The sequence below is a fragment of the Streptomyces sp. NPDC002054 genome, from assembly GCF_040296685.1.
Lineage (GTDB): Bacteria > Actinomycetota > Actinomycetes > Streptomycetales > Streptomycetaceae > Streptomyces.
This window is the reverse complement of record NZ_JBEOXT010000031.1, coordinates 14,608-36,238: the sequence shown is the minus strand read 5'-3', so window position 1 is coordinate 36,238 and position 21,631 is coordinate 14,608. Positions and strand designations below refer to the sequence as shown.

Annotated in this window: 20 protein-coding genes; 13 read left to right on the top strand and 7 right to left on the bottom strand. The window is 72.6% G+C overall.

What is annotated here, in order from left to right:
• Window positions 1–13: 13 nt before the first annotated feature.
• Both ABT123_RS26140 and ABT123_RS26135 read right to left on the bottom strand, forming a co-directional pair.
• On the bottom strand, window positions 14–883 hold the full coding sequence (locus tag ABT123_RS26140; protein WP_351318935.1) for an alpha/beta hydrolase: 870 nt from the start codon (window positions 881–883) through the stop codon (window positions 14–16).
• Between the two features lie 105 nt (window positions 884–988).
• Window positions 989–2,887 carry a DEAD/DEAH box helicase gene (locus ABT123_RS26135; RefSeq protein ID WP_351318933.1) on the bottom strand — a complete coding sequence of 633 codons (1,899 nt, stop codon included), beginning with the start codon at window positions 2,885–2,887 and terminating at the stop codon, window positions 989–991.
• A gap of 465 nt (window positions 2,888–3,352) precedes the next feature.
• Here ABT123_RS26135 and ABT123_RS26130 point away from each other — a divergent pair, with 465 nt between their 5' ends.
• Window positions 3,353–4,111 (top strand): ferritin-like fold-containing protein, encoded by a 759-nt coding sequence (locus tag ABT123_RS26130; RefSeq protein WP_351318931.1) that lies wholly within the window; start codon window positions 3,353–3,355, stop codon window positions 4,109–4,111.
• Window positions 4,112–4,177: 66 nt separating this feature from the next.
• On the opposite strand, the gene ABT123_RS26125 is transcribed toward ABT123_RS26130, so the two are convergent.
• The 4 genes from ABT123_RS26125 to ABT123_RS26110 all read right to left on the bottom strand — a co-directional run bounded on the left by ABT123_RS26125 (window position 4,178) and on the right by ABT123_RS26110 (window position 5,953).
• Complete coding sequence (locus tag ABT123_RS26125; protein ID WP_351319078.1) at window positions 4,178–4,477, bottom strand: hypothetical protein; 300 nt, start codon at window positions 4,475–4,477, stop codon at window positions 4,178–4,180.
• 132 nt (window positions 4,478–4,609) lie between these two features.
• Entirely contained in the window at window positions 4,610–4,837 is a 228-nt protein-coding gene (locus ABT123_RS26120; protein ID WP_351318929.1) for a DUF3107 domain-containing protein, read from the bottom strand.
• A gap of 134 nt (window positions 4,838–4,971) precedes the next feature.
• Window positions 4,972–5,613 (bottom strand): TetR family transcriptional regulator, encoded by a 642-nt coding sequence (locus tag ABT123_RS26115; protein ID WP_351318927.1) that lies wholly within the window; start codon window positions 5,611–5,613, stop codon window positions 4,972–4,974.
• Window positions 5,614–5,737: 124 nt separating this feature from the next.
• On the bottom strand, window positions 5,738–5,953 hold the full coding sequence (locus ABT123_RS26110) for a hypothetical protein (protein ID WP_351318925.1): 216 nt from the start codon (window positions 5,951–5,953) through the stop codon (window positions 5,738–5,740).
• A gap of 131 nt (window positions 5,954–6,084) precedes the next feature.
• Here ABT123_RS26110 and ABT123_RS26105 point away from each other — a divergent pair, with 131 nt between their 5' ends.
• From ABT123_RS26105 to moeZ, 12 genes are all read left to right on the top strand, one after another.
• Window positions 6,085–7,077, top strand: a complete 993-nt coding sequence (locus ABT123_RS26105; RefSeq protein WP_351318923.1) for an alpha/beta fold hydrolase — start codon at window positions 6,085–6,087, stop codon at window positions 7,075–7,077.
• A gap of 54 nt (window positions 7,078–7,131) precedes the next feature.
• Window positions 7,132–8,499 carry a DUF3152 domain-containing protein gene (locus ABT123_RS26100; RefSeq protein WP_351318921.1) on the top strand — a complete coding sequence of 456 codons (1,368 nt, stop codon included), beginning with the start codon at window positions 7,132–7,134 and terminating at the stop codon, window positions 8,497–8,499.
• Between the two features lie 57 nt (window positions 8,500–8,556).
• Window positions 8,557–8,652, top strand: a complete 96-nt coding sequence (locus ABT123_RS26095; RefSeq protein ID WP_351318919.1) for an Ms4533A family Cys-rich leader peptide — start codon at window positions 8,557–8,559, stop codon at window positions 8,650–8,652.
• Between the two features lie 152 nt (window positions 8,653–8,804).
• Window positions 8,805–10,535, top strand: a complete 1,731-nt coding sequence (locus ABT123_RS26090) for an ABC transporter substrate-binding protein (protein ID WP_351318917.1) — start codon at window positions 8,805–8,807, stop codon at window positions 10,533–10,535.
• Window positions 10,532–11,521 carry an ABC transporter permease gene (locus tag ABT123_RS26085; protein WP_502971051.1) on the top strand — a complete coding sequence of 330 codons (990 nt, stop codon included), beginning with the start codon at window positions 10,532–10,534 and terminating at the stop codon, window positions 11,519–11,521. Before ABT123_RS26090 ends, ABT123_RS26085 begins: the two co-directional genes overlap by 4 nt.
• 2 nt (window positions 11,522–11,523) lie before the next feature.
• The gene (locus ABT123_RS26080) at window positions 11,524–12,516 is read left to right on the top strand and encodes an ABC transporter permease (protein WP_351319074.1); all 993 of its coding nucleotides are present in this window, start codon (window positions 11,524–11,526) and stop codon (window positions 12,514–12,516) included.
• Window positions 12,513–14,174, top strand: coding sequence for a dipeptide ABC transporter ATP-binding protein (locus ABT123_RS26075; protein WP_351318915.1), 1,662 nt, complete (start codon window positions 12,513–12,515; stop codon window positions 14,172–14,174). Before ABT123_RS26080 ends, ABT123_RS26075 begins: the two co-directional genes overlap by 4 nt.
• 146 nt (window positions 14,175–14,320) lie before the next feature.
• Window positions 14,321–15,820 carry a glycosyltransferase gene (locus tag ABT123_RS26070; RefSeq protein ID WP_351318913.1) on the top strand — a complete coding sequence of 500 codons (1,500 nt, stop codon included), beginning with the start codon at window positions 14,321–14,323 and terminating at the stop codon, window positions 15,818–15,820.
• On the top strand, window positions 15,817–16,905 hold the full coding sequence (locus ABT123_RS26065) for a hypothetical protein (protein WP_351318911.1): 1,089 nt from the start codon (window positions 15,817–15,819) through the stop codon (window positions 16,903–16,905). The genes ABT123_RS26070 and ABT123_RS26065 overlap by 4 nt, the downstream gene beginning before the upstream one ends.
• Window positions 16,902–17,897 carry an NAD-dependent epimerase/dehydratase gene (locus tag ABT123_RS26060; protein WP_351318909.1) on the top strand — a complete coding sequence of 332 codons (996 nt, stop codon included), beginning with the start codon at window positions 16,902–16,904 and terminating at the stop codon, window positions 17,895–17,897. Before ABT123_RS26065 ends, ABT123_RS26060 begins: the two co-directional genes overlap by 4 nt.
• Window positions 17,885–18,694, top strand: a complete 810-nt coding sequence (locus ABT123_RS26055; RefSeq protein WP_351318907.1) for a spherulation-specific family 4 protein — start codon at window positions 17,885–17,887, stop codon at window positions 18,692–18,694. Before ABT123_RS26060 ends, ABT123_RS26055 begins: the two co-directional genes overlap by 13 nt.
• A gap of 81 nt (window positions 18,695–18,775) precedes the next feature.
• Window positions 18,776–19,954, top strand: a complete 1,179-nt coding sequence (gene moeZ / locus ABT123_RS26050) for an adenylyltransferase/sulfurtransferase MoeZ (protein ID WP_351318905.1) — start codon at window positions 18,776–18,778, stop codon at window positions 19,952–19,954.
• A gap of 59 nt (window positions 19,955–20,013) precedes the next feature.
• Here moeZ and ABT123_RS26045 read toward each other — a convergent pair whose 3' ends face one another.
• Window positions 20,014–21,579 (bottom strand): alpha/beta hydrolase, encoded by a 1,566-nt coding sequence (locus tag ABT123_RS26045; protein ID WP_351318903.1) that lies wholly within the window; start codon window positions 21,577–21,579, stop codon window positions 20,014–20,016.
• Window positions 21,580–21,631 lie beyond the last annotated feature (52 nt).

Below are 21,631 nucleotides of genomic sequence, written 5' to 3'. Positions count from 1 at the left end.
ATTTTTTCACTGGCTAACTACTGGCGGGTTCGGTAACGCCGACGGATGTCCAGAACGCGGCCAGCGCGGCGGCCGTGGCCGGGGCGTCCTCCGCATTGGGCGAGTGCTCCGTCCCCGGGATCACCACCCGTGCCGCACCCAGCCGACGCGCCATGTCGTCCATGAGCGGCACTGGCCAGGCGTAGTCCACCGCCCCGGAGAGCACCAGCTTGGGCAGCTCCACCCGGGCCAGCTCGGCTACCCGGTCGGGCTCGGAGATCAGCGTCCGGCCGGTGGCGATCAGCTGCTCGGGCACCGTCGACAGCCAGCGCCGGCGCAGGAACCCGGCCAGCTCGGGGGTGTCCGGGACGGCATCCTCCGGATCCTGGGCACGCATCGCCGCCCACACCCCCGCCATGTCCTCCCGCATCACCTCCAGGGCTCCGACCAGCAGCTTCGTACGGGCCTGCTGGGCCTCGGAAATGGCGGCGGGCCCGCTGCTCATCAGGGTCAGGCTGCGGAACGGAGCGGCATCGCGGATCACGGCGGCGCGCGAGATCAGCCCGCCGAGGGAATGCCCGAGCAGGTGGACCGGCGTGCCGAGGGCCGCGGCCTGGGCCAGCAGGTCCCGGGCGAGCTCGTCCAGGGAGTACGCCGACTCCTCGCGCGGGCCCGGGCTCTCGTGCTGCCCGCGCCCGTCCACGGCGAGGACCCGGAAGCCGGCGCCGGCCAGCGGCTCCAGCAGCCCGATGAAATCCTCCTTGCTGCCCGTGAAACCGGGGACCAGCAGGGCCGTGCCGTGCACCGGGTCGCCGGCCTCGTGCACGGCGAACGCGCCGCGGGAGGTCTCCAGGAGGCGGGCACGGGCACACGGGGGCAGCGTCAGTCGCGGCGGCTTGCTCATGCCGCCACGTTACTGGCCGGTCGGGTGCGCCGGGCAGCACCCCGGGTATGCCGAAGGCCCGGCACCTCCGAGGGAGGGCCGGGCCTTCGATCCGTGCGGTGAGGCTCAGGCCTCGGGGGACTCCGCAGCCTTGCGGGTCCGGGTGCGCCGCGGCTTGGCCGGGGCCGAAGCATCCTCGGCGACCGGGGTCACCGGGGCCTCGACGGCCTTACGGGTCCGGGTGGTGCGGCGGGCCTTGACCGGCTCGACCGGGGGAGCCATCTGGAAGTCCGGCTCCGGGGTCTCGGCCGCGGCGGCGACCTTGCGGGTCCGGGTCCGCTTCGGCTTGACCGGAGCCTCCTCGGCGACGGGGGCGGCCGTGGCGACCGTCTGGAACTCGGGCTCCGGGGTCTCGGCCGCGGCAGCGGCCTTGCGGGTCCGGGTCCGCTTCGGCTTGACCGGAGCCTCCTCGACGACCGGGGCGGCCTGGGCGACCACGGTCACCGGAGCGGCCACGGCCTCGGCGACCGGAGTCACCGGAGCGGCCACGGCCACGGCGGAGGCGGCGGCGGCCGACGCGGACGAGGTGGACCGGGTCCGGCGGCGACGCGGCTTGCGCGGCTCCGCGGCAACCTCCTCCGCCACCGGGGCGGCCTCGGCGACCGGGGTCACCACAGCGGCCTCGGCAGCCTCGGCGGCAACCTCCGCACCACCGCGGGTACGGCGGCGCTGGCGCGGCGTACGGGTGCGCGCCGGGCGCTCCTCGGTCACCACGGCCGAGGCGGCGGCGGACTTGCGGCCACGGCCGCCGGTCTCGCCCAGGTCCTCGATCTCCTCGGCCTTCAGGCCCGCCCGCGTGCGCTCGGCGCGCGGCAGGATGCCCTTGGTGCCGGCCGGGATGTTCAGCAGCTCGTACAGGTGCGGGGACGTGGAGTACGTCTCCTCGGGCTCGTGGAAGTCCAGCTCCAGCGCCTTGTTGATCAGCTGCCAGCGCGGGATGTCGTCCCAGTCGACCAGGGTGACGGCCGTGCCCTTGTTGCCCGCGCGGCCGGTCCGGCCGACCCGGTGCAGGAAGGTCTTCTCGTCCTCGGGGGACTGGTAGTTGATGACGTGGGTGACGCCCTCGACATCGATACCGCGAGCCGCGACATCGGTGCAGACCAGGACGTCCACCTTGCCGTTGCGGAAGGCCCGCAGGGCCTGCTCGCGCGCGCCCTGGCCCAGGTCGCCGTGGACGGCACCCGAGGCGAAACCGCGCCGCTCCAGCTGCTCCGCGATGTCCGCGGCGGTGCGCTTGGTCCGGCAGAAGACCATGGCCAGCCCGCGGCCCTCGGCCTGCAGGATGCGGGAGACCAGCTCCGGCTTGTCCATGTTGTGCGCGCGGAACACGTGCTGGGTGATGTTCGCGACGGTCGCGCCCTCGTCGTCCGGCGCCGTGGCGCGGATGTGCGTGGGCTGCGACATGTAGCGGCGGGCCAGGCCGATGACCGCACCCGGCATGGTCGCCGAGAACAGCATCGTCTGACGCTTGGGGGGAAGGAAATTGATGATCTTCTCGACATCGGGCAGGAAGCCCAGGTCGAGCATCTCGTCGGCCTCGTCCAGGACGAGCGCCTTGACGTGCGACAGGTCGAGCTTCTTCTGGCCCGCGAGGTCCAGCAGACGGCCCGGGGTGCCGACGATCACGTCGACGCCCTTCTTGAGCGCCTCGACCTGGGGCTCGTACGCGCGACCGCCGTATATGGCGAGGACGCGGACATTGCGGACCTTGCCCGCGGTCAGCAGGTCGTTGGTGACCTGGGTGCAGAGCTCACGCGTCGGAACGACGACCAGGGCCTGCGGGGCGTCGGTCAGCTGCTCGGGCTTCGCCCGGCCGGCCTCGACGTCCGCGGGGACGACGACCCGCTCCAGCAGCGGAAGGCCGAAACCGAGCGTCTTGCCGGTTCCGGTCTTCGCCTGGCCGATGACGTCCGTGCCGGAAAGGGCGACGGGGAGGGTCATCTCCTGGATCGGGAAGGGGGACACGATGCCGACGGCCTCAAGGGCCTCGGCCGTCTCGGGAAAGATCCCGAGGTCTCGGAACGTAGTCAGGGTGCTGCCTCTTCTGTGAGACGCGGCGCGAGGCGGCGAGGGGGGTCGTACCGTGCCTGGCCTGTAGTACTTGCCTTGTACATACGAAGCTGCGCGGGACCACTGCCTTCGCTCAAGCGCGCTCATGCCGCTGAGGGGGCCCCTCATGGGCGGCGGTACGCATGGACGTACACACCACACCGAGGGCGGTCGGTTGGAGCCGATCGGGCCACCGACCGGGCATCCTCATTCGGATGGCCCGTCGAGTATTCGGCAGGCGCATTACCACTGTACCCCGGAATCGCGCAGGTGTGTCGGGTGAATTCACCGGGTCGGCGTCCGGCGCCGTCTCCACAGGGCACTGCACAACGCGTCGGGCGGGTGGCTCCCGCGGGCATTTGGCGGGCTATTGTGCGGAGCATGTCGACCGAAGAAAACGCATCGCCGCCCGCCGAAGACGCCGACGGCGGCGCCACCGGGATCGCCGCCCAGAACTGGGCCGATGCCTCCGCCTCGCCGCAGTACCGGGCTGCCGTCGTGGACCTGCTGGGCGCACTCGCGTACGGAGAACTCGCGGCGTTCGAGCGGCTGGCCGAAGACGCCAAAATGGCACCCACTCTCGCCGACAAGGCAGAGCTCGCGAAGATGGCCTCCGCCGAATTCCACCACTTCGAGCGGCTGCGCGACCGGCTCGCGGCGGTCGACGCCGAGCCCACCGCGGCCATGGAGCCCTTCGCCAAGGGCGTGGACGACTTCCACCGCCAGACCGCGCCCTCGGACTGGCTGGAGGGACTGGTCAAGGCCTATGTCGGCGACTCCATCGCCAGTGACTTCTACCGCGAGGTGGCCAGCCACCTCGACTCCGACACCCGCGCCCTGGTGCTCGGCGTGCTGGACGACACCGGTCACGGCAACTTCGCCGTCGAGAAGGTGCGCGCCGCGATCGAGGCCGACCCGCGGGTCGGCGGCCGGCTCGCGCTGTGGGCCCGCCGCCTGATGGGCGAGGCCCTCTCGCAGGCCCAGCGGGTGGTCGCCGAGCGCGACGCCCTCTCCACCATGCTGGTCGGCGGGGTCGACGGCATGGCCGCCGGGTTCGACCTGGCGGCCGTCGGCGAGATGTTCGCCCGGATCACCAAGGCGCACACCAAGCGGATGGCCGCACTCGGCCTCGCGGCCTGAACCACCGGCACACAGGGCGGCCCCGGAGCGCATCAGCTCCGGGGCCGCCCTCACGATTTCCGTCGGTCATCCCCCCGACGGGACCGAAAACGGAGCCCGCCGGCCCGACCTCCCCGGGCGCCCGGCAGGACGCAGCAGCAGGGACAGCACCACCGCGGACACCAGCACCGCTCCACCGAACGTCGCGGCCGGACTGGTATGGCCAGGGCCCAGCGCGAAGTGCGTCAGATATGCGCCGAACAGCGCTCCCACCACCCCGCTGACCAGCACCGATCGAGGCGAGGGCAGCCGTTCGCCCAGGACTCTCAGCGCGGCGGCGGACAGGACCAGGCCCAGCAGGGCCGAGCCGAGCGCTTCCATCAGCAGCATGAGGTTCCTCCCACGGGTCCGGGCAACCGGGTCACTGCCCGTCCTACCCGAAGCGGAACAAAGAGAAACGGCCCGGCGGGGGTTCCCCACCGGGCCGTTCCACACGTGCCCGTTGTGCCTGGCCCGCGCTCAGAGAGCGCCGAAGCCCACCTTGCGGGTGCTCGGCTCGCCGATGTCGACGTACGACAGCCGGTCCGTCGGCACCAGGACCTTGCGGCCCTTGGTGTCGGTGAGCGAGAGCAGCTGCGACTTGCCCGTGAGCGCGTCGGTGACGGCCTTCTCGAGCTCCTCGGCGCTCAGTTCGGTCTCCAGCACGATCTCCCGGGGTGCGTGCTGCACGCCGATCTTGACCTCCACGGCTCTGTCCCTCCGACGTCTCCGGGTCGCGCGATCACCGCGCCGTACACCGGACACATTAGCCGGGCGGGACGACCCGGACGGCGTACCGGGGAACGCTCGCAGCGAACAGATCGCCCCCGGGCCGGAACGGATCAGTGCTGCTCGGTGCCGTGCAGCGGGAAGCCGGCGATACCGCGCCAGGCCAGCGAGGTCAGCAGGCCGACCGCAGTGTCGCGGGCCACCGGGCTCTCACTGGACAGCCAGTACCGGGCCACCACCTGGGACACCCCGCCCAGGCCCACCGCCAGCAGCATCGACTCGTCCTTGGACAGACCGGTGTCCTCGGCGATCACATCCGAGATGGCTTCCGCGCACTGCAACGACACCCGGTCGACGCGCTCGCGCACCGCCGGCTCGTTGGTCAGATCGGATTCGAAGACCAGCCGGAACGCGCCCCCCTCGTCCTCCACATAGGCGAAGTACGCATCCATCGTCGCCGCGACCCGCAGCTTGTTGTCGGTGGTCGAGGCGAGCGCCCCGCGCACCGCCTGCAGCAGTGCCTCGCAGTGCTGGTCCAGCAGCGCCAGATAGAGGTCGAGCTTGCCCGGGAAGTGCTGGTACAGCACCGGCTTGCTCACTCCCGCGCGCTCGGCGATGTCGTCCATCGCCGCTGCGTGGTAACCCTGCGCGACGAACACCTCCTGGGCTGCGCCCAGCAACTGGTTTCGTCGGGCTCGGCGCGGCAGTCGCGTGCCCCGCGGGCGCGCCGCCTCGGTCTGCTCGATGGCTGTCACGCCGCCTCCCACTTTCTCTCCGAACACAGTGCGCTGTGCGCCGCGCCGCCATCGTACTTTTCGGTAACCGAATCTGGAGGGTCCAGACCGAGATTTCTCGCGGTACGGACGCCCTAAGTGCTGGTCAGCGGTAGTCCTCTTCATCGAGTTCCACGATCCGCGCCTGCTCCGCGGCATCCCCTTCGGCAGCCTCGCCCTGCTCGTGCCCGGTCAGCGGGTCGTCCTCCTGAGGGCTGAGGTCCTTCTGCTGCTCGGAGGCGTCCGCCTCGGGGGCCTCCGGGTCCAGCGTCTCCGCGAACTGATCCTGGAAGGTGTCCGGCTCCGCTGGGTCGACGCTCATGGGGCTCCCCTCATTTCCGTGCCCCGCATTCCTCTCTAGTACGAGCCTAGGAGAGTCGGGAGCCCACCGCTACGCAGACTTGTGACCGCGGACACACGGATTGCCGCGTGATCGTCTCGTAACATTGCCGCATGTCTTCGACCGAGCTGCCGGGTGTAAGGTCCGCCGCCGAGCTGTCCTCGCCGGTCGGCGGGGTGCGGGTGGCCGAGGGGGAGCGGTTGCGCAGTGTCGCGCTGCCCGGGCTGACGCTCACCGTGCGGTCGAGGCCGCCGGTCCGCGAAGGGCTGCCGCCCGCCCTGTACGTGCACGGGCTCGGCGGGTCCTCGCTGAACTGGTCCGCGCTGATGGAGCAGCTGGAGGACACCGTCGACGGCGAGGCCGTCGACCTGCCCGGCTTCGGGGACTCGCCGCCGCCGACCGACCGGAACTACTCCGTCACCGGGCTCGCCCGGGTGGTGATCCGGTACCTCGACGCCAGTGGCCGCGGGCCCGTCCACCTGATCGGCAACTCGCTCGGCGGCGCCGTCACCACCCGGATCGCGGCCGTCCGGCCCGACCTGGTGCGCTCGCTCACCCTGGTCTCGCCCGCCCTGCCGGAGCTGCGGGTGCAGCGCACCGCCGTGCCCACCGCGCTGCTCGCCGTCCCCGGCGCCGCCGCCCTGCTCGGCCGGCTGACCCGCGGGCTGACCGCCGAACAGCGCACCCGGGGGGTGATGGGCCTGTGTTACGGAGACCCCTCCCGGGTGACACCCGAGGGCTTCCGGAACGCCGTCGAGGAGATGGAGCGCCGGATGGCCCTCCCGTACTTCTGGGAGGCCATGAGCCGTTCATCCCGCGGCATCGTCGATGCCTATACCCTCGGCGGGCAGCACGGACTGTGGCGACAGGCCCAGCGGGTTCTCGCCCCGACCCTGCTGGTCTACGGTGGCCGGGACCGGCTCGTCTCGTACCGTATGGCGCGCAGGGCCGCCGCGGCCTTCCGGGGCTCGCGGCTGCTGACGCTGCCGGAGGCCGGCCACGTGGCGATGATGGAGTACCCCGAGGTGGTCGCCGAGGCCTTCCGGGGCCTGCTCAGGGACAACGGTGAAAACGGCGACAACGGCGCCGACGACGACAGAGGCTGAGGATCCGTGGGACGACACAGTCGTAAGGGCCCCGCCTCGGGCCCGGCTCCCGTCATGACTCCGCCCCCCTCCGTCCAGGCCGGTCCACCACAGGTGGAGGACGAGTTCGACGCCTTTGCCGCAGGTGGCGGCGCCGGCGGCGGGCGCCGGGTCGAACAGACCGTCATCCACCAGGGATACGGACAGCAGCCCGCGCCCGAGGTGCGCGCCGGGCACCCCGAGCTGCGCGAGCCCGGCGGCGGCTGGGGCGCCCTTGCCGGCACCGGAGCCGGCCCGGGAGCCGGCGCAGCCTACGGCGACTGGCGCGGAGCGCCGCGCCCCACCCGCAACACACCCGGGCCGTTCCCCGACCACTACATCCCCGACCACCACACCCCGGCCTTCGGCACGCCCGCCGCCGGCTTCCCGCAGGTGGACCTCGAGAACCTCGAGATCTTCGAGAACCTCGAGGCCCAGGCCCGTCCGGCCGAGAACGCGGTCACCTCCACCGGCTCGCACCGCCGGGTCCCCGTACCGCGGACCGGCGACGACGACGACGACCGGCCGGCCGCGCCCGCGCCCGGCCGGGGCACCAAGGTCCGTACGTACACCGGCATGGCGGCGGCGGCCGTCACCACCGTGCTCGCCGTGGTGGTGGCCGGGCAGGTCGTGGCCGAGGACGATGCCGGCCGGACCGGCACGCGCGCGGCCGACGACGGCAAGGACCGGGCCGCGGCCGGGCAGTCCGCGGCCTCCCGTTCCGACGAGCGGCCCACCCCCGACGCCTCGCAGTCCTCCGTCGCTGCCGCAGCCCCGGCGGTCCCGGCGGCCCCCGTGGAGAAGTCGTACGAGCAGAAGATGGCCGAGCAGTTCCCGATCGACCCGAAACTCAAGGGCCCGGGAACCTTCGACGCCGTGCCGGGTCTGGCCAAGGCCCCCGGCAAGGGGAAGCTCGTCCGCTACCGGGTCGACGTGGAACAAGGCCTCGGCCTGGACGGGCAGCTGTTCGCCGAGGCCGTGCAGCGCACCCTCAACGACGACCGCAGCTGGGCGCACAACGGGGCGCGCACCTTCGAGCGGGTGCCCTCCGGCGAGGTCGACTTCGTGATCACCCTGGCCAGCCCGGGGACCACCGGGATCTGGTGCGCCAAGTCCGACCTGGACACCACCGTCGACAACGTCTCCTGCGACTCGGCCTCCACGGACCGGGTGATGATCAACGCCTTCCGGTGGGCCCAGGGCTCGCAGACCTACGGCGCGCAGGCGATGTTCGCGTACCGGCAGATGCTGATCAACCACGAGGTCGGACACCGGCTCGGGAACGGCCACGTCAGCTGCCGCACCCCCGGCGCCCTCGCGCCGATCATGCAGCAGCAGACCAAGTCCCTCGATGTCGACGGAATTCACTGCAAGCCCAATCCCTGGGTGTATCCGGGGAGTTGACGGTGCATCAAGCGGTCGCGTTGACAACCGGTCCGATCATCGGCGAGGGTTCTCCGCATGTCGCAGCACCACACCGCCTCCGCGAGCGCCGCCATTGAGCTGGCGCTCCTCGGTGTGACCGCGCACAGCGTGGCCGACATCTTCTGTCGCTGACGTCGCCCGATCGCGCGCCGACAGCTCTTTCTCTTCCGCTTTCCGCCGCGCCCGGGCATATCCATGTCCGGGCGCGCGGCATTCTGCACGGCCCCGGCGTGGAGTTTTCACCTTCCTCCCCCCTTTTTCTTCTCGCCGAGAGGTCCTTTCCGATGTTCCGTCAGTCCCGCATATCGCGCCGTGTGGCCGCGGTCTCCGTCAGCCTCGTACTGGCCGGGGGCGCCGCGGCCTGCGGCCCCGAGGACGGCGCGGCCAAGGACACCGGCAAGCCCGGTACCGCCGGTGCGCCGCAGAAGGGCGGCACGCTGACCGTCCTCAACTCCGAGCCGCAGAACGACTTCGACCCGGCCCGGCTCTACACCTCCGGCGGCGGAAACGTTCCCTCGCTGGTGTTCCGTACGCTCACCACCCGGAACCGGGAGAGCGGGGCGGCCGGCACCAAGGTGGTGCCCGACCTGGCCACCGACACCGGGCGGCCCAACGCCGACGCCACCGAGTGGACGTACACGCTCAAGGACGGGCTGAAGTACGAGGACGGCACCCCGATCACCAGCGCCGACATCAAGTACGGCATCGAGCGGTCCTTCGCCGCCGAGCTGTCCGGCGGCGCCCCCTACCTGCGGGACTGGCTGGTCGGCGGCGAGTCGTACCAGGGCCCCTACAAGGACGGCGGCAAGGGCCTCGACTCCATCGTCGTGCCCGACGCGAAGACCATCGTCTTCAAGCTCCGCAAGCCGGAGGGCGAGTTCCCCTTCGTCGCCACCCAGACCCAGTTCGCACCCGTCCCCAAGGCCAAGGACACCGGCGCGAAGTACGAGGAGCACCCCGTCTCCTCCGGCCCCTACAAGGTGGTCAAGAACGAGAACGACGGCGAGCGGCTCACCCTGGAGCGCAACCCGCACTGGGACGAGAAGACCGACGAGGAGCGCAAGGCCTACCCGGACACCATCGACGTCCGCTCCGGCCTCGACTCCGCCGTCATCAACCAGCGGCTGTCCACCAGCACCGGCCCGGACGCCGCCGCCATCACCACCGACACCAACCTGGGCCCGGCCGAACTCGCCCAGATCGGCAACAACAAGGAGCTGGAGGGGCGGGTCGGCACCGGCCGCTTCGGCTACATCAACTACCTCGCCTTCAACCCCAAGGTGGCCCCCTTCGACAACCCGAAGGTCCGCCAGGCCATCTCCCACGCGATCAACCGCACCAGCGTGATCAACGCCGCCGGGGGCTCCGCCCTCGCCGAGCCCGCCACCACCTTCCTGCCCGAGAAGGAGGCGTTCGGCTTCACCCCGTACGACCACTTCCCGGCAGGTAAGACCGGCGACCCGGCCAAGGCCAAGCAGCTCCTCGCCGAGGCCGGCCACCCGAACGGGCTGACCATCACCCTCACCCACTCCACCGCGCAGAACCGGCAGACCGGCCCGGAGGTCGCCACCGCCGTGCAGCAGGCGCTCGCCGCCGCCGGGATCACCGTCAAGCTGGAGGGCCTGGAGAACAACGCGTTCAACGAGCGCCGCTGGGACGCCAAGAACACGCCCGGCTTCTTCCTCTCCCGCTGGGGCGCCGACTGGCCGTCCGGCGGACCCTTCCTCGCCCCGATCTTCGACGGCCGGCAGATCGTCACCGACGGCACCAACTACAACCACGCGCAGCTGAACGACCCCGCCGTGAACACCGAGATCGACGAGATCAACAAGCTCACCGACCTGGCGGCGGCCGGCAAGCGCTGGGGCGCCCTGGACAAGAAGATCGGTGAGCAGGCTCTCGACGTCCCGCTCTTCCACCCCGTCTACAAGCGGCTGGTCGGCAAGGACGTCAAGAACGTCGTGATCAGCGACTGGACCGGCGTCCTCGACATCTCGCAGGTCTCGGTCAAGTGACCGTGACCGTCACCGCCGATCAGCCGGTGCCCGCGCCCGGGATCTCCACCCCGGGCGCGGGTACCGCGCGCCAGGTCTGGCGGCGCCTGCGCCGCCGCCCCGCGGCCCTCACGGCCGCCGGGGTGCTGGCGCTGCTCGTCCTCCTCGCTCTCGCCGCGCCGCTGCTCGCCCAGCTCACCGGCCAGGACCCGAATGCGTACCACGACGACCTCGTCGACTCCGCGCGCGGCGGGGTCCCGCTCGGCTCCTTCGGCGGGATCTCCGCCGACCACTGGCTCGGCGTCGAGCCCGGCACCGGCCGCGACCTGTTCACCCGGCTCCTCTACGGCGCGCGGATCTCCCTCCTCGTCGCCCTCGGCGCCACCGCCGTGCAGATCCTCGTCGGGGTGGCCGCCGGGCTCGCCGCCGCGCTCGGCAACCGTTTCGTGGGGCAGCTCATCGGCCGGCTCACCGATGTGATGATCGCGCTGCCCGTGCTGGTGCTCGGCATCGCCCTCACCGCCGTCGTGCCGCCCGACTTCCCGCGGCCCCTGCTGCTGATCCTGGTCATCGGACTGCTCGACTGGGGCGGCACCGCCCGGATGGTGCGCGCCCAGACCCTCGCCCTGCGCGGCCTGGACTTCGTGGAATCCGCCCGGCTCTCCGGCAACAGCACCCTGCGGATCGCCCGCCGCGAGCTGCTGCCCTCGCTGGCCGCGCCCGTCATCACCCTCGCCGCGATCAAGGTCCCCACCGCCATGGTGGCCGAGGCCTCGCTGTCCTTCCTCGGGGTCGGTGTCAAACCGCCCACCCCCTCCTGGGGACAGATGCTGTCCAGCGCCCAGACCTGGTTCCGCGCCGACCCCGCCTATGTCCTGCTCCCCGCCGGGCTGCTCTTCGTCACCGTGCTCGCCTTCACCGTGCTCGGCGACGCCCTCCGCACGGCCCTCGACCCGCGCGAAGGCTCCCGCCTGCGGGTCGGCACCAGAAAGGAGCGCAAGGGGTGACCATGACCTGCTTCGTGCTCAAACGGACCGGCGGCGCACTGCTCGTGCTGCTCGCCCTGTCCGTCATCGTCTACGCCCTCTTCTACCTCGCCCCCGGCGACCCCGCCCGCCTCGCCTGCGGGGAGCGCTGCAACCCGGCGCAGATCGCCCAGGTCCGCGAACAGCTCGGGCTGAACGACTCGGTGGTCGTCCAGTACCTGCACTTCCTCCAGGGGCTGCTGCTGGGCCGCGACCACTCCGCCGGCGCCGGGCTGGTCCTGCACTGCGACGCGCCCTGCCTGGGATTCTCGTACCAGAACGACCAGCAGGTCACCGAGCTCATCCTGGACCGGCTGCCCGCCACCCTGTCGCTGGCGCTCGGCGCGCTGGTGATCTGGCTGGTGGTCGGTGTCGGCACCGGGCTGCTGTCCGCGCTGCGCCGCGGCGGAATCACCGAGCGGGCGCTGACCGTCCTCACCCTCGCCGGGACCGGCACCCCCGTCTTCATCCTGGGGCTGCTGCTGCTCATGGCCGTCTGCGCCCACCTCCAGTGGCTGCCCTTCCCGACGTACGTGCCGCTGACCGAGGACCCCGAGCAGTGGGCCTGGAACCTGCTGCTGCCCTGGGTGACGCTCGGCCTCTTCGAGAGCGCCAAGTACGCACGAGTGACCCGCAGTTCGACCCTGGAGACACTCGCCGAGGACCATATCCGGACCTTCCGCGCCTACGGGGTGGGGGAGCGGGCCATCGTCACCCGGCACGCGGTGCGCGGCGCCGTGGCCCCCGTGATCGCGCTCAGCGCCGTGGACTTCGGCACGATGATCGGCGGCGCGGTGCTGACGGAGTCGCTGTTCGGGATCCCCGGTCTCGGCAAGACCCTCATCGACGGCGTGCGGGTCGTGGACCTGCCCGTCGTGGTGGGCGTCTTGCTGGCCATCGGCGCGGCCGTGGTCCTCGCGGGCGCGATCGCCGACCTGCTCTACGCCGCCGCGGACCGAAGGGTGGCCCTCTCATGACGGAACCGCTGGTGGAGGTCACCGACCTGGTGGTCGACTTCCCCGTCGGCGGGGCGGGGGAGTACGTACGGGCCGTGGACGGGGTCTCCTTCACCCTGGAGCCGGGACGCGCCCTGGGCATCGTCGGCGAGTCCGGCAGCGGCAAGTCCACCGTGGCCGCCGCCCTGCTGGGACTGCACCGCGGTACGGGCGCCCACCTGGACGGCACCGTCCGGGTGGGCGGCACCGACGTGACCGCGGCACCGCCGGCCGAGCTGCGCCGGCTGCGGGGCGGCACCGCCGCCATGGTCTTCCAGGACCCGCTGAGCTCCCTGGACCCGTACTACGCCATCGGCGACCAGATCGCCGAGGTGCACCGGATCCATGCGGACGTCTCCCGGCGGGCCGCCCGGGCGCGGGCCGTCGAGGTGCTGGACCGGGTCGGCATCCCGGACGCGGCCCGCCGCGCCCGGTTGCGCCCGCACGAGTTCAGCGGCGGGATGCGCCAGCGCGCCCTCATCGCCATGGCCCTGGCCTGTGAGCCGCGGCTGCTGATCGCCGACGAGCCGACCACCGCACTCGACGTCACCGTCCAGGCGCAGATCCTGGACCTGCTGCACGGGCTGCGGGAGGAGCGGGGGCTCGGGCTGCTGCTGGTCACCCACGATGTGGGGGTGGCCGCCGAGAGCGTCGACGAGCTGCTGGTCATGCGCGACGGCACCGCCGTGGAGCGGGGCCCGGTCGCCGAGGTCCTCGCCTCCCCCCGGCACGCGTACACCACCGCCCTACTGGCCGCCGTTCCCCGGCTGGACGGCGTCGCGGCGGCCACCCGGACCGGACCCGAGGGTGCGGTGGTGGGGTCGGCCGTCCTCGAAGCGGACGGGCTGCGGCGGGAGTTCGGCCGCCGGGGGCGTGCCGTCACCGCGGTCGGAGGGGTCTCCCTCACCGTCCGGGCCGGAGAAACCCTCGGCATTGTCGGAGAATCCGGCAGCGGGAAATCCACCCTCGGCCGGATGCTGGTCGGCCTGCTCGCCCCCACCACCGGACGGGTCCGGCACGAAGGCCGGGACGTCACCGGCAGCCCGGCCGGCGCCCAGATGGTCTTCCAGGACCCCGTCTCCTCCCTCAACCCGCGGCGCAGCATCGGCGAATCCATCGCCGACCCGCTGCGGGCCGCCGGGGAACGCGACGAGAAGACGATCCGGGCCCGGGTCGGCGAGCTCCTCGACCGGGTCGGCCTCGACCCCGCGCACCACGACCGGTACCCGCACGAGTTCAGCGGCGGCCAGCGGCAGCGCGTCGGCATCGCCCGCGCGCTCGCCCCCGACCCCTGGCTGATCGTCTGCGACGAACCCGTCTCGGCGCTCGACGTCACCACCCAGGCCCAGGTCACAAGCCTGCTCGCCGAACTCCAGCGGGACCTCGGACTGGCGCTCGTCTTCATCGCGCACGACCTGGCCGTCGTCCGGCAGGTCAGCGACCGGGTCGCGGTCATGCGGGACGGGCTGATCGTCGAGGAGGGCACCGCCGCCGAAGTGTACGACCGGCCGCAGCACCCCTACACCAGGCAGCTGCTGGCCGCCGTGCCCTCCCTCGACCCGGCCCGGGCCGCGGAACGGCGCGCAGCCCGCCGGGCGGTACCGGACCTGGGCGAACAACCCGCCCCCGCACGGGTGTAGCCGCGTCGAACGCCACCCGTACGGGAAAGTTACGATCCTTCACCCCTTCCGGTGGCGCGACGGACAACCGTCCGTCGCGCCACCGGCATATCCGCTTGAGTTCTCCCGCGGCGAAGCGCCGCAACGGGAGAACGGGGGTGCCACGCGTGCGGATCGGATTGCTGACGGACGGTGGTTCGGGGCTGTGGTGCGAGCGGCTTGTGCGCGGGCTCCCACAGCACGAGTTCGTGCTCTACGCGCAGCCGCCGGCCGGCGAGGACCGCCGGACGGCGGCGGGCCGCGGCTATCGGCGCCGGGACCGGCACGCCTTCGTGCCCGCCTTCCGGGACCTGGTGACCGGCATCTGTACGGCCGACGCCACCGCCTTCGCGGCCGGCCTCTACGGCCTCGCCGAACTCGCCCGGGAGCGGGGCGGGTCGGGGCTGGCCGCGGCCCTGCGCTCCGAGGACGCCCTGCGGATCCTGGAGGCCGGCTGCCGGGTCCCGGCCGCCGGCCGCACCGTACAGGCGGCCCGGGTCCCCGACCTGCTCGAGGTCGCGGCGGGGCTGGCGCAGGCCCTGCGCCCGCTCTCCCTCGACTGGTACGAGGAGCTCGGCGCGGCCGATGTCGTGCACGCCTCGGCCGGCGGGGTGGCGGCCCTGCCCGGCCTGTTGGCCAAACGCTTCTTCGGAGTGCCGCTGCTGGTCACCGAGTACGGGGTCCAGCTCCGCGCGCACTACCTGCGGCCCCGCGGCGACGGGCCGGACCGGCCCGCGGTACGGGCGCTGCTGGCCTCCTTCCAGCTCCGGCTGGCCGCCGAACTGTACGCGCAGGCCGACCTGCTGACCCCCGGCAATGCGCATGCGCGGCGCTGGCAGGAGCGGTGCGGGGCCGCGCGGGCGCGGCTGCGGACGGTCCACCCCGGCATGGAGGCGGACCGATTCGCCACCGTCGGGGAAGCCGCCGACCAGGGGGATCCCGACACCGTGGTCTGGGTCGGCCGGATCGAACCCGCGAAGGACCTGATCGGCCTGCTGCATGCGTTCGCCGAGGTCCGGCGGGGTGTGCCGGGCGCCCGGCTGCGGATCTTCGCCATGGGCGAGGGATCACCGGCCTACCTGGCGGACTGCCGGGCCCTGGCGGCCCAGCTGTTTCCCGACGAGGCGGTGGATGCGCTGTCGCCGGGCGAGAACCCGGTGTCCTTCGAGGAGATCGGCGGCCCGGACGCCCTCTCGCTCGCCGATGCGTACGGGGCGGGCCGGGTGGTGGTCTCCTCCTCGGTGGTGGAGGGCTTCCCGGTCACCCTGGCCGAGGCGATGTTCTGCGGGCGGGCGACCGTCTCCACCGATGTGGGCGCGGTGTTCGAGGTCATCGGCGGCACCGGGCTGGTGGTCCCGCCGCGCAATCCGCGGGCGCTGGCGGAGGCCTGCGTGGCGCTGCTGCGCGACCCGGAGCGGGCGGCCCGGCTGGGGGCGGCGGCGCGGGCGCGGGCGCTCGAACTGTTCACCGTGGAGCAGAACGTGGCCGCGTTCCGGGAGATCTACCTGGACCTGATCGCGAGCGGGCCCGCGGTGGAGCGGGTGGCGGAGGGCGATGTGCCGTTCGCCTGGCCGGCTGAGGCGAGGGTGCCGGGGCACTGGACGACGCCGTCCTGGGCAACGGCATGACCCGCCTCCACCTCGTGGACCCCACCCCCGACCCCACCCCCCGGGCGGGCCTGGAGGTCCCCTGGCGCGGCACCACCGCCCAGGGCTTCGCCCCCGCCCCGGCCGACAGCCCGGCCCCGGGGCTCCGCCCGGACCAGGCGGGCCCGCACAACGGGGACCGCCCGGCCCCGGGGGCCGGGGAGGCGGGGCGGAGGCGGGGGGGTGGGGATCCTGTTAAGGCGTTGATGCGGCGGCATCGGGAGTTGTGTGAGCGTGCCGTCGATCCGCTGGAGATCGCTGCCGGGCTGGAAGCCCTCGGGGTCACCGACCGGACCGCCGCCCGCTTCCGGCACCGGGACGTGTTTTCGCTGGCCGAGGAGATCCATGCCCGGGTGCCCCGGACTGCCGCGCCCGCCGAGGGGGAGCGGCCGGAGCGGGGTCGGCGGGTGCTGCGTGGGTGCGGCTATGCCCTGGTGCCCGGTGCCCTTGCCGTGGGGGTTGTCGCCGCCGCGCCTGCCGGGCTGGCCGCCGCGGTCCTGCTCGGGGTCGTTCTCGGTGGAGGTCTTGTCTGGCCTGGCCGGCCGCATGGTCCGGTCGTCGCCCACCTGATCGCCGCCGTTGGCCTCGGCTGGGCCGTGTACCGGCATGGGCCGGAACTCGGTGTCGGGCTCGCCCTGGCCGTCGCCCCCGCCCACGCCGCCCTCCTCGGCCACGCCGCCATGGCCCGGCGCCGGCTCGCCGCGAGCCGGACGCTGGCCGAGTTCACCGCCATGGCCCGGCCCCTGCCGCTGCTCGCCGCAACCGGAGCCACCGCCCTCGCCCTGCCGCTGTTCCTGCCGGCCGGCGGCCCGTCGCCCGCCACCGCCCTGCCGCTCGTGCTGCTGCTGTTCCTCGCCCGGCTGCTGCTCGCCCACGGGGGGCGGGGCCAGGTGACCGCCGCACTCGTGCTCGGCCTCCTGCCAGTGCCCGGTGCCGCAGCGGTAGCCGCGGGCTGGCTCCTCGTACACGCCACCGTCGCGCTGTCCCGCGCATCCGCACACACCCGTACCCATGACAAGGAGAAGGACATGACCGGCCAGCCAATCAACCAAGGGGCCGCGCGATGAGGGTGCTGCTGATCGGAGCCAACGGATACCTCGGCCGCTACGTCGCCGACCGGCTGCTCGCCGACCCCGCCGTGCAGCTCACCGCGCTCGGCCGCGGGGACGACGCCGACGTGCGGTTCGACCTCGCAACCGGCAGCCCGGGCGCGCTGACCCGGTTCCTGGACGCCGTCCACCCCGGGGTGGTCGTCAACTGCGCCGGAGCCACCCGCGGCGGAGCCCGCGACCTGACCCGGCACAACACCGTGGCCGTCGCCACCATCTGCGAGTCGCTGCGCCGCAGCGGCTGCGGGGCCCGGCTGGTCCAGCTCGGCTGTGCCGCCGAGTACGGGCCCAGCCAGCCCGGATCCAGCACCGCCGAGGACGCCGTGCCCAGACCCGGCGGCCCGTACGGGGTGAGCAAGCTGGCGGCCACCGAGCTGGTGCTCGGCTCCGGGCTGGATGCCGTGGTGCTGCGGGTGTTCTCGCCCGTCGGGCCCGGCACGCCCGCCGGCTCCCCGCTCGGCCGGCTCGCCGAGGCCATGCGCCGGGCCATGCAGTCCGGGGACAGCGAGCTCAAGCTCAGCGGGCTCGGGGTGCAGCGCGACTTCGTCGACGTACGTGACGTGGCCCGCGCGGTGCACGCCGCGAGCCTGTCCGCCGCGCAGGGCGTGGTGAACATCGGCACCGGCCGGGCGGTGCGGCTGCGCGATGCCGCCGCCGTCCTCGCCCGGGTCGCCGGATTCGGCGGCGCCCTGCACGAGCTCGACGCGGCCGGCCCGCCGCACGGCCTGCCCGGCCGCCACATCGGGATCGGAGCCCCGCGCTCCGAGGCCACCGCCGAGCAGCTCGCCGCAGCAGCCGCGGCCCAGCCCCCGTACCCCTATCCCGACGGCTGCGGCGCCTGGCAGCAGGCCGATGTCCGCACCGCCCGGGACCGGCTCGGCTGGCGGCCTCGGATCAACCTGGAGGAATCCCTCGCGGACATCTGGATGGAGGCGGCATGCCGCATCTGACCACCCCGCCCGGGGCGGCCCCGGCCGCCACCGGGGCCGGCCGGCTGGGCCTGGGGGTGCCCGGGTACGCCCATCCGCTGCTGGCCCCCGCCGAGTGGGGCGAACTCGCCCGCCCCGGCACCCCGGTGCACTGGGCCGTGCTGAACGTCACGGACGGGCCCGGACAGCGGCCCGATCCGCATGTGGCGGAGGCCGCCCACCGGCTCCGTGAAGCCGGCAGTGGCGCCGGCGGCGGCAGCGACCGTCGGCTGCTCGGCCATCTCGACCTGCGAGACGGCGAGCGGTCCGTGGGGGAGCTGGTCTCGGAGGCCCACCGGTACCTGGACTGGTACCGGGTGGGCGGTTTCTACCTGGCGGGGGCGCCGGCGGACCGGGCCGGGCTGCCCGCCGTACGCCGCATCGTGGACGCCCTGCGCTCCCTGGGCTCCCTGCGCGCCCTGTCGGACGCGGACGCGGACGGGCTGCGGATCGTGCTCGGGCACGGCACCCACCCGTACGCCGGCTATGCCGAGACCGCCGACCAGCTGGTCACCTTCTCCGGCGCCTGGGCGGACTACCGCTGGTCACAGGTGGCGGAGTGGACCGCCGAGTACCCGCCGGAGCGGTTCTGCCACTTCGTCCACGGGGTGCCGCGGACCCACCTGGAGGAGGCCATGCGGATCGCCCGCTGGCAGGGCGCCGGCACGATCTGGTTCACGGACCGCTCGGACCGCCACGGATCCGCGGACCCCTGGGCGGGAATGCCCGCGTACTGGGACGAAATTGTCTCGCGTATCGGACAGGGTGTCTCGGAATGAAGTAGGCCGTGGCACTGTTACGGGAAGAACCACCCTTTAGATGCTCCCCGCTCGCGCGGGGATGACCCGCCTGGAGTCCCCGTGTCGCTGCCACCTCTGGTCGAGCCGGCTGCCGAGCTCACCGTTGACGAGGTCCGTCGGTACTCCCGCCACCTGATCATCCCGGATGTCGGGATGGACGGGCAGAAGCGCCTGAAGAACGCGAAGGTGCTCGCGGTGGGTGCCGGCGGCCTCGGCTCGCCCGCCCTGATGTACCTGGCCGCGGCCGGTGTCGGCACCCTCGGCATCGTGGAGTTCGACGAGGTCGACGAGTCGAACCTGCAGCGCCAGATCATCCACAGCCAGGCGGACATCGGCCGTTCCAAGGCGGAGTCGGCGCGCGACACGGTCAAGGGCATCAACCCGTATGTGAACGTGATCCTCCACGAAGAGCGGCTCGAAGCCGAGAACGTGATGGAGATCTTCAGCCAGTACGACCTGATCGTCGACGGCACGGACAACTTCGCCACCCGCTACCTGGTCAACGACGCCTGCGTGCTGCTGAACAAGCCGTACGTGTGGGGCTCGATCTACCGCTTCGACGGCCAGGCCTCGGTCTTCTGGTCCGAGCACGGTCCCTGCTACCGCTGCCTCTACCCGGAGCCCCCGCCGCCGGGCATGGTCCCCTCCTGCGCCGAGGGCGGCGTACTGGGCGTGCTCTGCGCGTCCATCGGCTCCATCCAGGTCAACGAGGCGATCAAGCTGCTCGCCGGCATCGGCGAGCCGCTGGTCGGCCGCCTGATGATCTACGACGCCCTGGAGATGCAGTACCGCCAGGTCAAGGTCCGCAAGGACCCCGACTGCGCGGTCTGCGGCGAGAACCCGACCGTCACCGAACTCATCGACTACGAGGCCTTCTGCGGCGTCGTGTCGGAGGAGGCCCAGGAGGCCGCCCTCGGTTCGACGATCACTCCCAAGCAGCTCAAGGAGTGGATCGACGACGGCGAGAACATCGAGATCATCGACGTCCGCGAGATCAACGAGTACGAGATCGTCTCGATCCCCGGCGCCCGGCTGATCCCCAAGGGCGAGTTCCTGATGGGCAGCGCGCTCCAGGACCTGCCGCAGGACAAGCGCATCGTCTTGCACTGCAAGACGGGTGTCCGCAGTGCGGAAGTCCTTGCGGTGCTGAAGTCCGCGGGCTTCGCGGACGCGGTGCATGTCGGCGGCGGCGTGATCGGCTGGGTCCACCAGATCGAGCCGCACAAGCCGGTCTACTAGACCGAACGACCCGCCAGGGGCCGTACCGCGCGGGATGCGGTACGGCCCCTGCGGCGTGCTCAGACTGCTGTGCAGGTGGTGTTCGAGGGCGGGACCGTGCCGTCGAGGAGGTAGGAGTTGACCGCCTTCTGGACGCACGGGTCGCCGCTGTTGTAGGCCCCGTGGCCCTCACCCTTGTAGGTGAGCTCCACGCCGACCCCCGGACCGAGCCGCTCCACCATCTTCCGGGCGCCCTCGTACGGAGTGGCCGGGTCGCCCGTGTTGCCGATCACCAGGATCGGGGCGGAGCCGGGGGCGCTCACGTCCGGGGTTTCCGAGGTGCCGGTTACCGGCCAGCCGGTGCAGGTCAGGACGCCCCAGCCCAGCAGATCCCCGAACACCGGCGAGGCGGCCCGGAACCGGGGCAGCTTCGCCTTGGTCTGCGCCAGGTCGAACCGCTGCTTGGTGTCGACGCAGTTGATGGCCGTGTTGGCGGCCCCGATGTTGCTGTACCTGCCGTTCTCGTCCCGCCCGTTGAGGGCGTCGGAGAGGGCCATCAGCAGCTGGCCCTGGCCGCCTTCCGCCTCGTCCAGCCCCTGTTCCAGCAGCGGCCACAGCTCCTTGGAGTACAGGGCCTGGGCGATGCCGTTGGTGGCCGCGGACTGGGTGAGCTTGCGGTCGCCGATCCCGGCGATGGGGGCGGTCTCCAGCCGCTTCTGCAGGGCGATGATGTTGTCCTGGATCTCCTTGACGGTGCTGCCCTGCAACTGGCAGGCGTCGCCGCGGTCCACGCAGTCCTGGGCGAAGTTGCCGAGGGCCAGCTGGAAGCCCTCGGCCTGGCCCAGGGCGCCCTGCTCGGAGGTCTCGGTCGGGTCCACGACCGCGTCGAACACCGCCCGGCCGACGTGGGTGGGGAACAGGTGGGCGTAGACCCCGCCGAGTTCGGTGCCGTAACTGATCCCGAAGTAGTTCAGCTTGTCGTCGCCCAGCGCCCGGCGGAGCTCGTCCAGGTCGCGGGCGGCGTTTGTGGTGCCGACGTGCGGCAGCACCTTGGCGGAGTTCTTCTCACAGGCTTTCTGATACGCCCGGATGCTGTCGAGGTACTGCTTCTCCTGCGCCGGGTTCGAGGGGGTGTTGTCCTGTGCGTAGTACGCGTCCAGCTGCCGGTCGCTCTCGCAGAGCACCGGCGCGCTGCGGCCGACCCCGCGGGGGTCGAAGCTGACCAGGTCGTAGCGGTCGCGCAGGGCGTCGAACTGCTCGGCCGCGGGGGGCAGGGTGGCGATGCCGGAGCCGCCGGGGCCGCCGAAGTTGAAGACCAGCGAGCCGATGCGGTTCTTCTTGTCGCGGGCCTGGGTGCGGATCAGGGCCAGTTCGATCTGCTCGCCCTCGGGTTTGGCGTAGTCGAGGGGGACCTTGAGGGTGGCGCACTGCCAATCCTGGGAGGGAGCCTGGCCGCCGCCCTGGGCGGGGGAGGGGGGCGGGCAGGCGTCCCAGTGGAGTTTCTGCGCGGGTGCCTGCCGGGTCGGGCTGGCCGCCGCGCCCTTCGGTGGTTCCTGTTGCTGCGTGCTGTCGGAGCAGCCGGCCGTGCTGAGCAGGGACGCGGCGAGGGCGGCGGCAGCGGTGGTCCGAAGGGCGTTTCCCGTCATGTAACCCATCCTGTGGGTGATTCCGCGGGCCCGCCCCTGCCGTGACCCGTTC

Bases quoted from the DNA above. Each gene is read 5' to 3' on its own strand.
- ABT123_RS26140 (WP_351318935.1), bottom strand. From the start codon at position 883: ATGAGCAAGCCGCCGCGACTGACGCTGCCCCCGTGTGCCCGTGCCCGC.
- ABT123_RS26130 (WP_351318931.1), top strand. From the start codon at position 3,353: ATGTCGACCGAAGAAAACGCATCGCCGCCCGCCGAAGACGCCGACGGC.
- ABT123_RS26110 (WP_351318925.1), bottom strand. From the start codon at position 5,953: ATGAGCGTCGACCCAGCGGAGCCGGACACCTTCCAGGATCAGTTCGCG.
- ABT123_RS26105 (WP_351318923.1), top strand. From the start codon at position 6,085: ATGTCTTCGACCGAGCTGCCGGGTGTAAGGTCCGCCGCCGAGCTGTCC.
- ABT123_RS26100 (WP_351318921.1), top strand. From the start codon at position 7,132: ATGACTCCGCCCCCCTCCGTCCAGGCCGGTCCACCACAGGTGGAGGAC.
- ABT123_RS26095 (WP_351318919.1), top strand. From the start codon at position 8,557: ATGTCGCAGCACCACACCGCCTCCGCGAGCGCCGCCATTGAGCTGGCG.
- ABT123_RS26090 (WP_351318917.1), top strand. From the start codon at position 8,805: ATGTTCCGTCAGTCCCGCATATCGCGCCGTGTGGCCGCGGTCTCCGTC.
- ABT123_RS26080 (WP_351319074.1), top strand. From the start codon at position 11,524: ATGACCTGCTTCGTGCTCAAACGGACCGGCGGCGCACTGCTCGTGCTG.
- ABT123_RS26075 (WP_351318915.1), top strand. From the start codon at position 12,513: ATGACGGAACCGCTGGTGGAGGTCACCGACCTGGTGGTCGACTTCCCC.
- ABT123_RS26065 (WP_351318911.1), top strand. From the start codon at position 15,817: ATGACCCGCCTCCACCTCGTGGACCCCACCCCCGACCCCACCCCCCGG.
- ABT123_RS26060 (WP_351318909.1), top strand. From the start codon at position 16,902: ATGAGGGTGCTGCTGATCGGAGCCAACGGATACCTCGGCCGCTACGTC.
- ABT123_RS26055 (WP_351318907.1), top strand. From the start codon at position 17,885: ATGCCGCATCTGACCACCCCGCCCGGGGCGGCCCCGGCCGCCACCGGG.
- ABT123_RS26045 (WP_351318903.1), bottom strand. From the start codon at position 21,579: ATGACGGGAAACGCCCTTCGGACCACCGCTGCCGCCGCCCTCGCCGCG.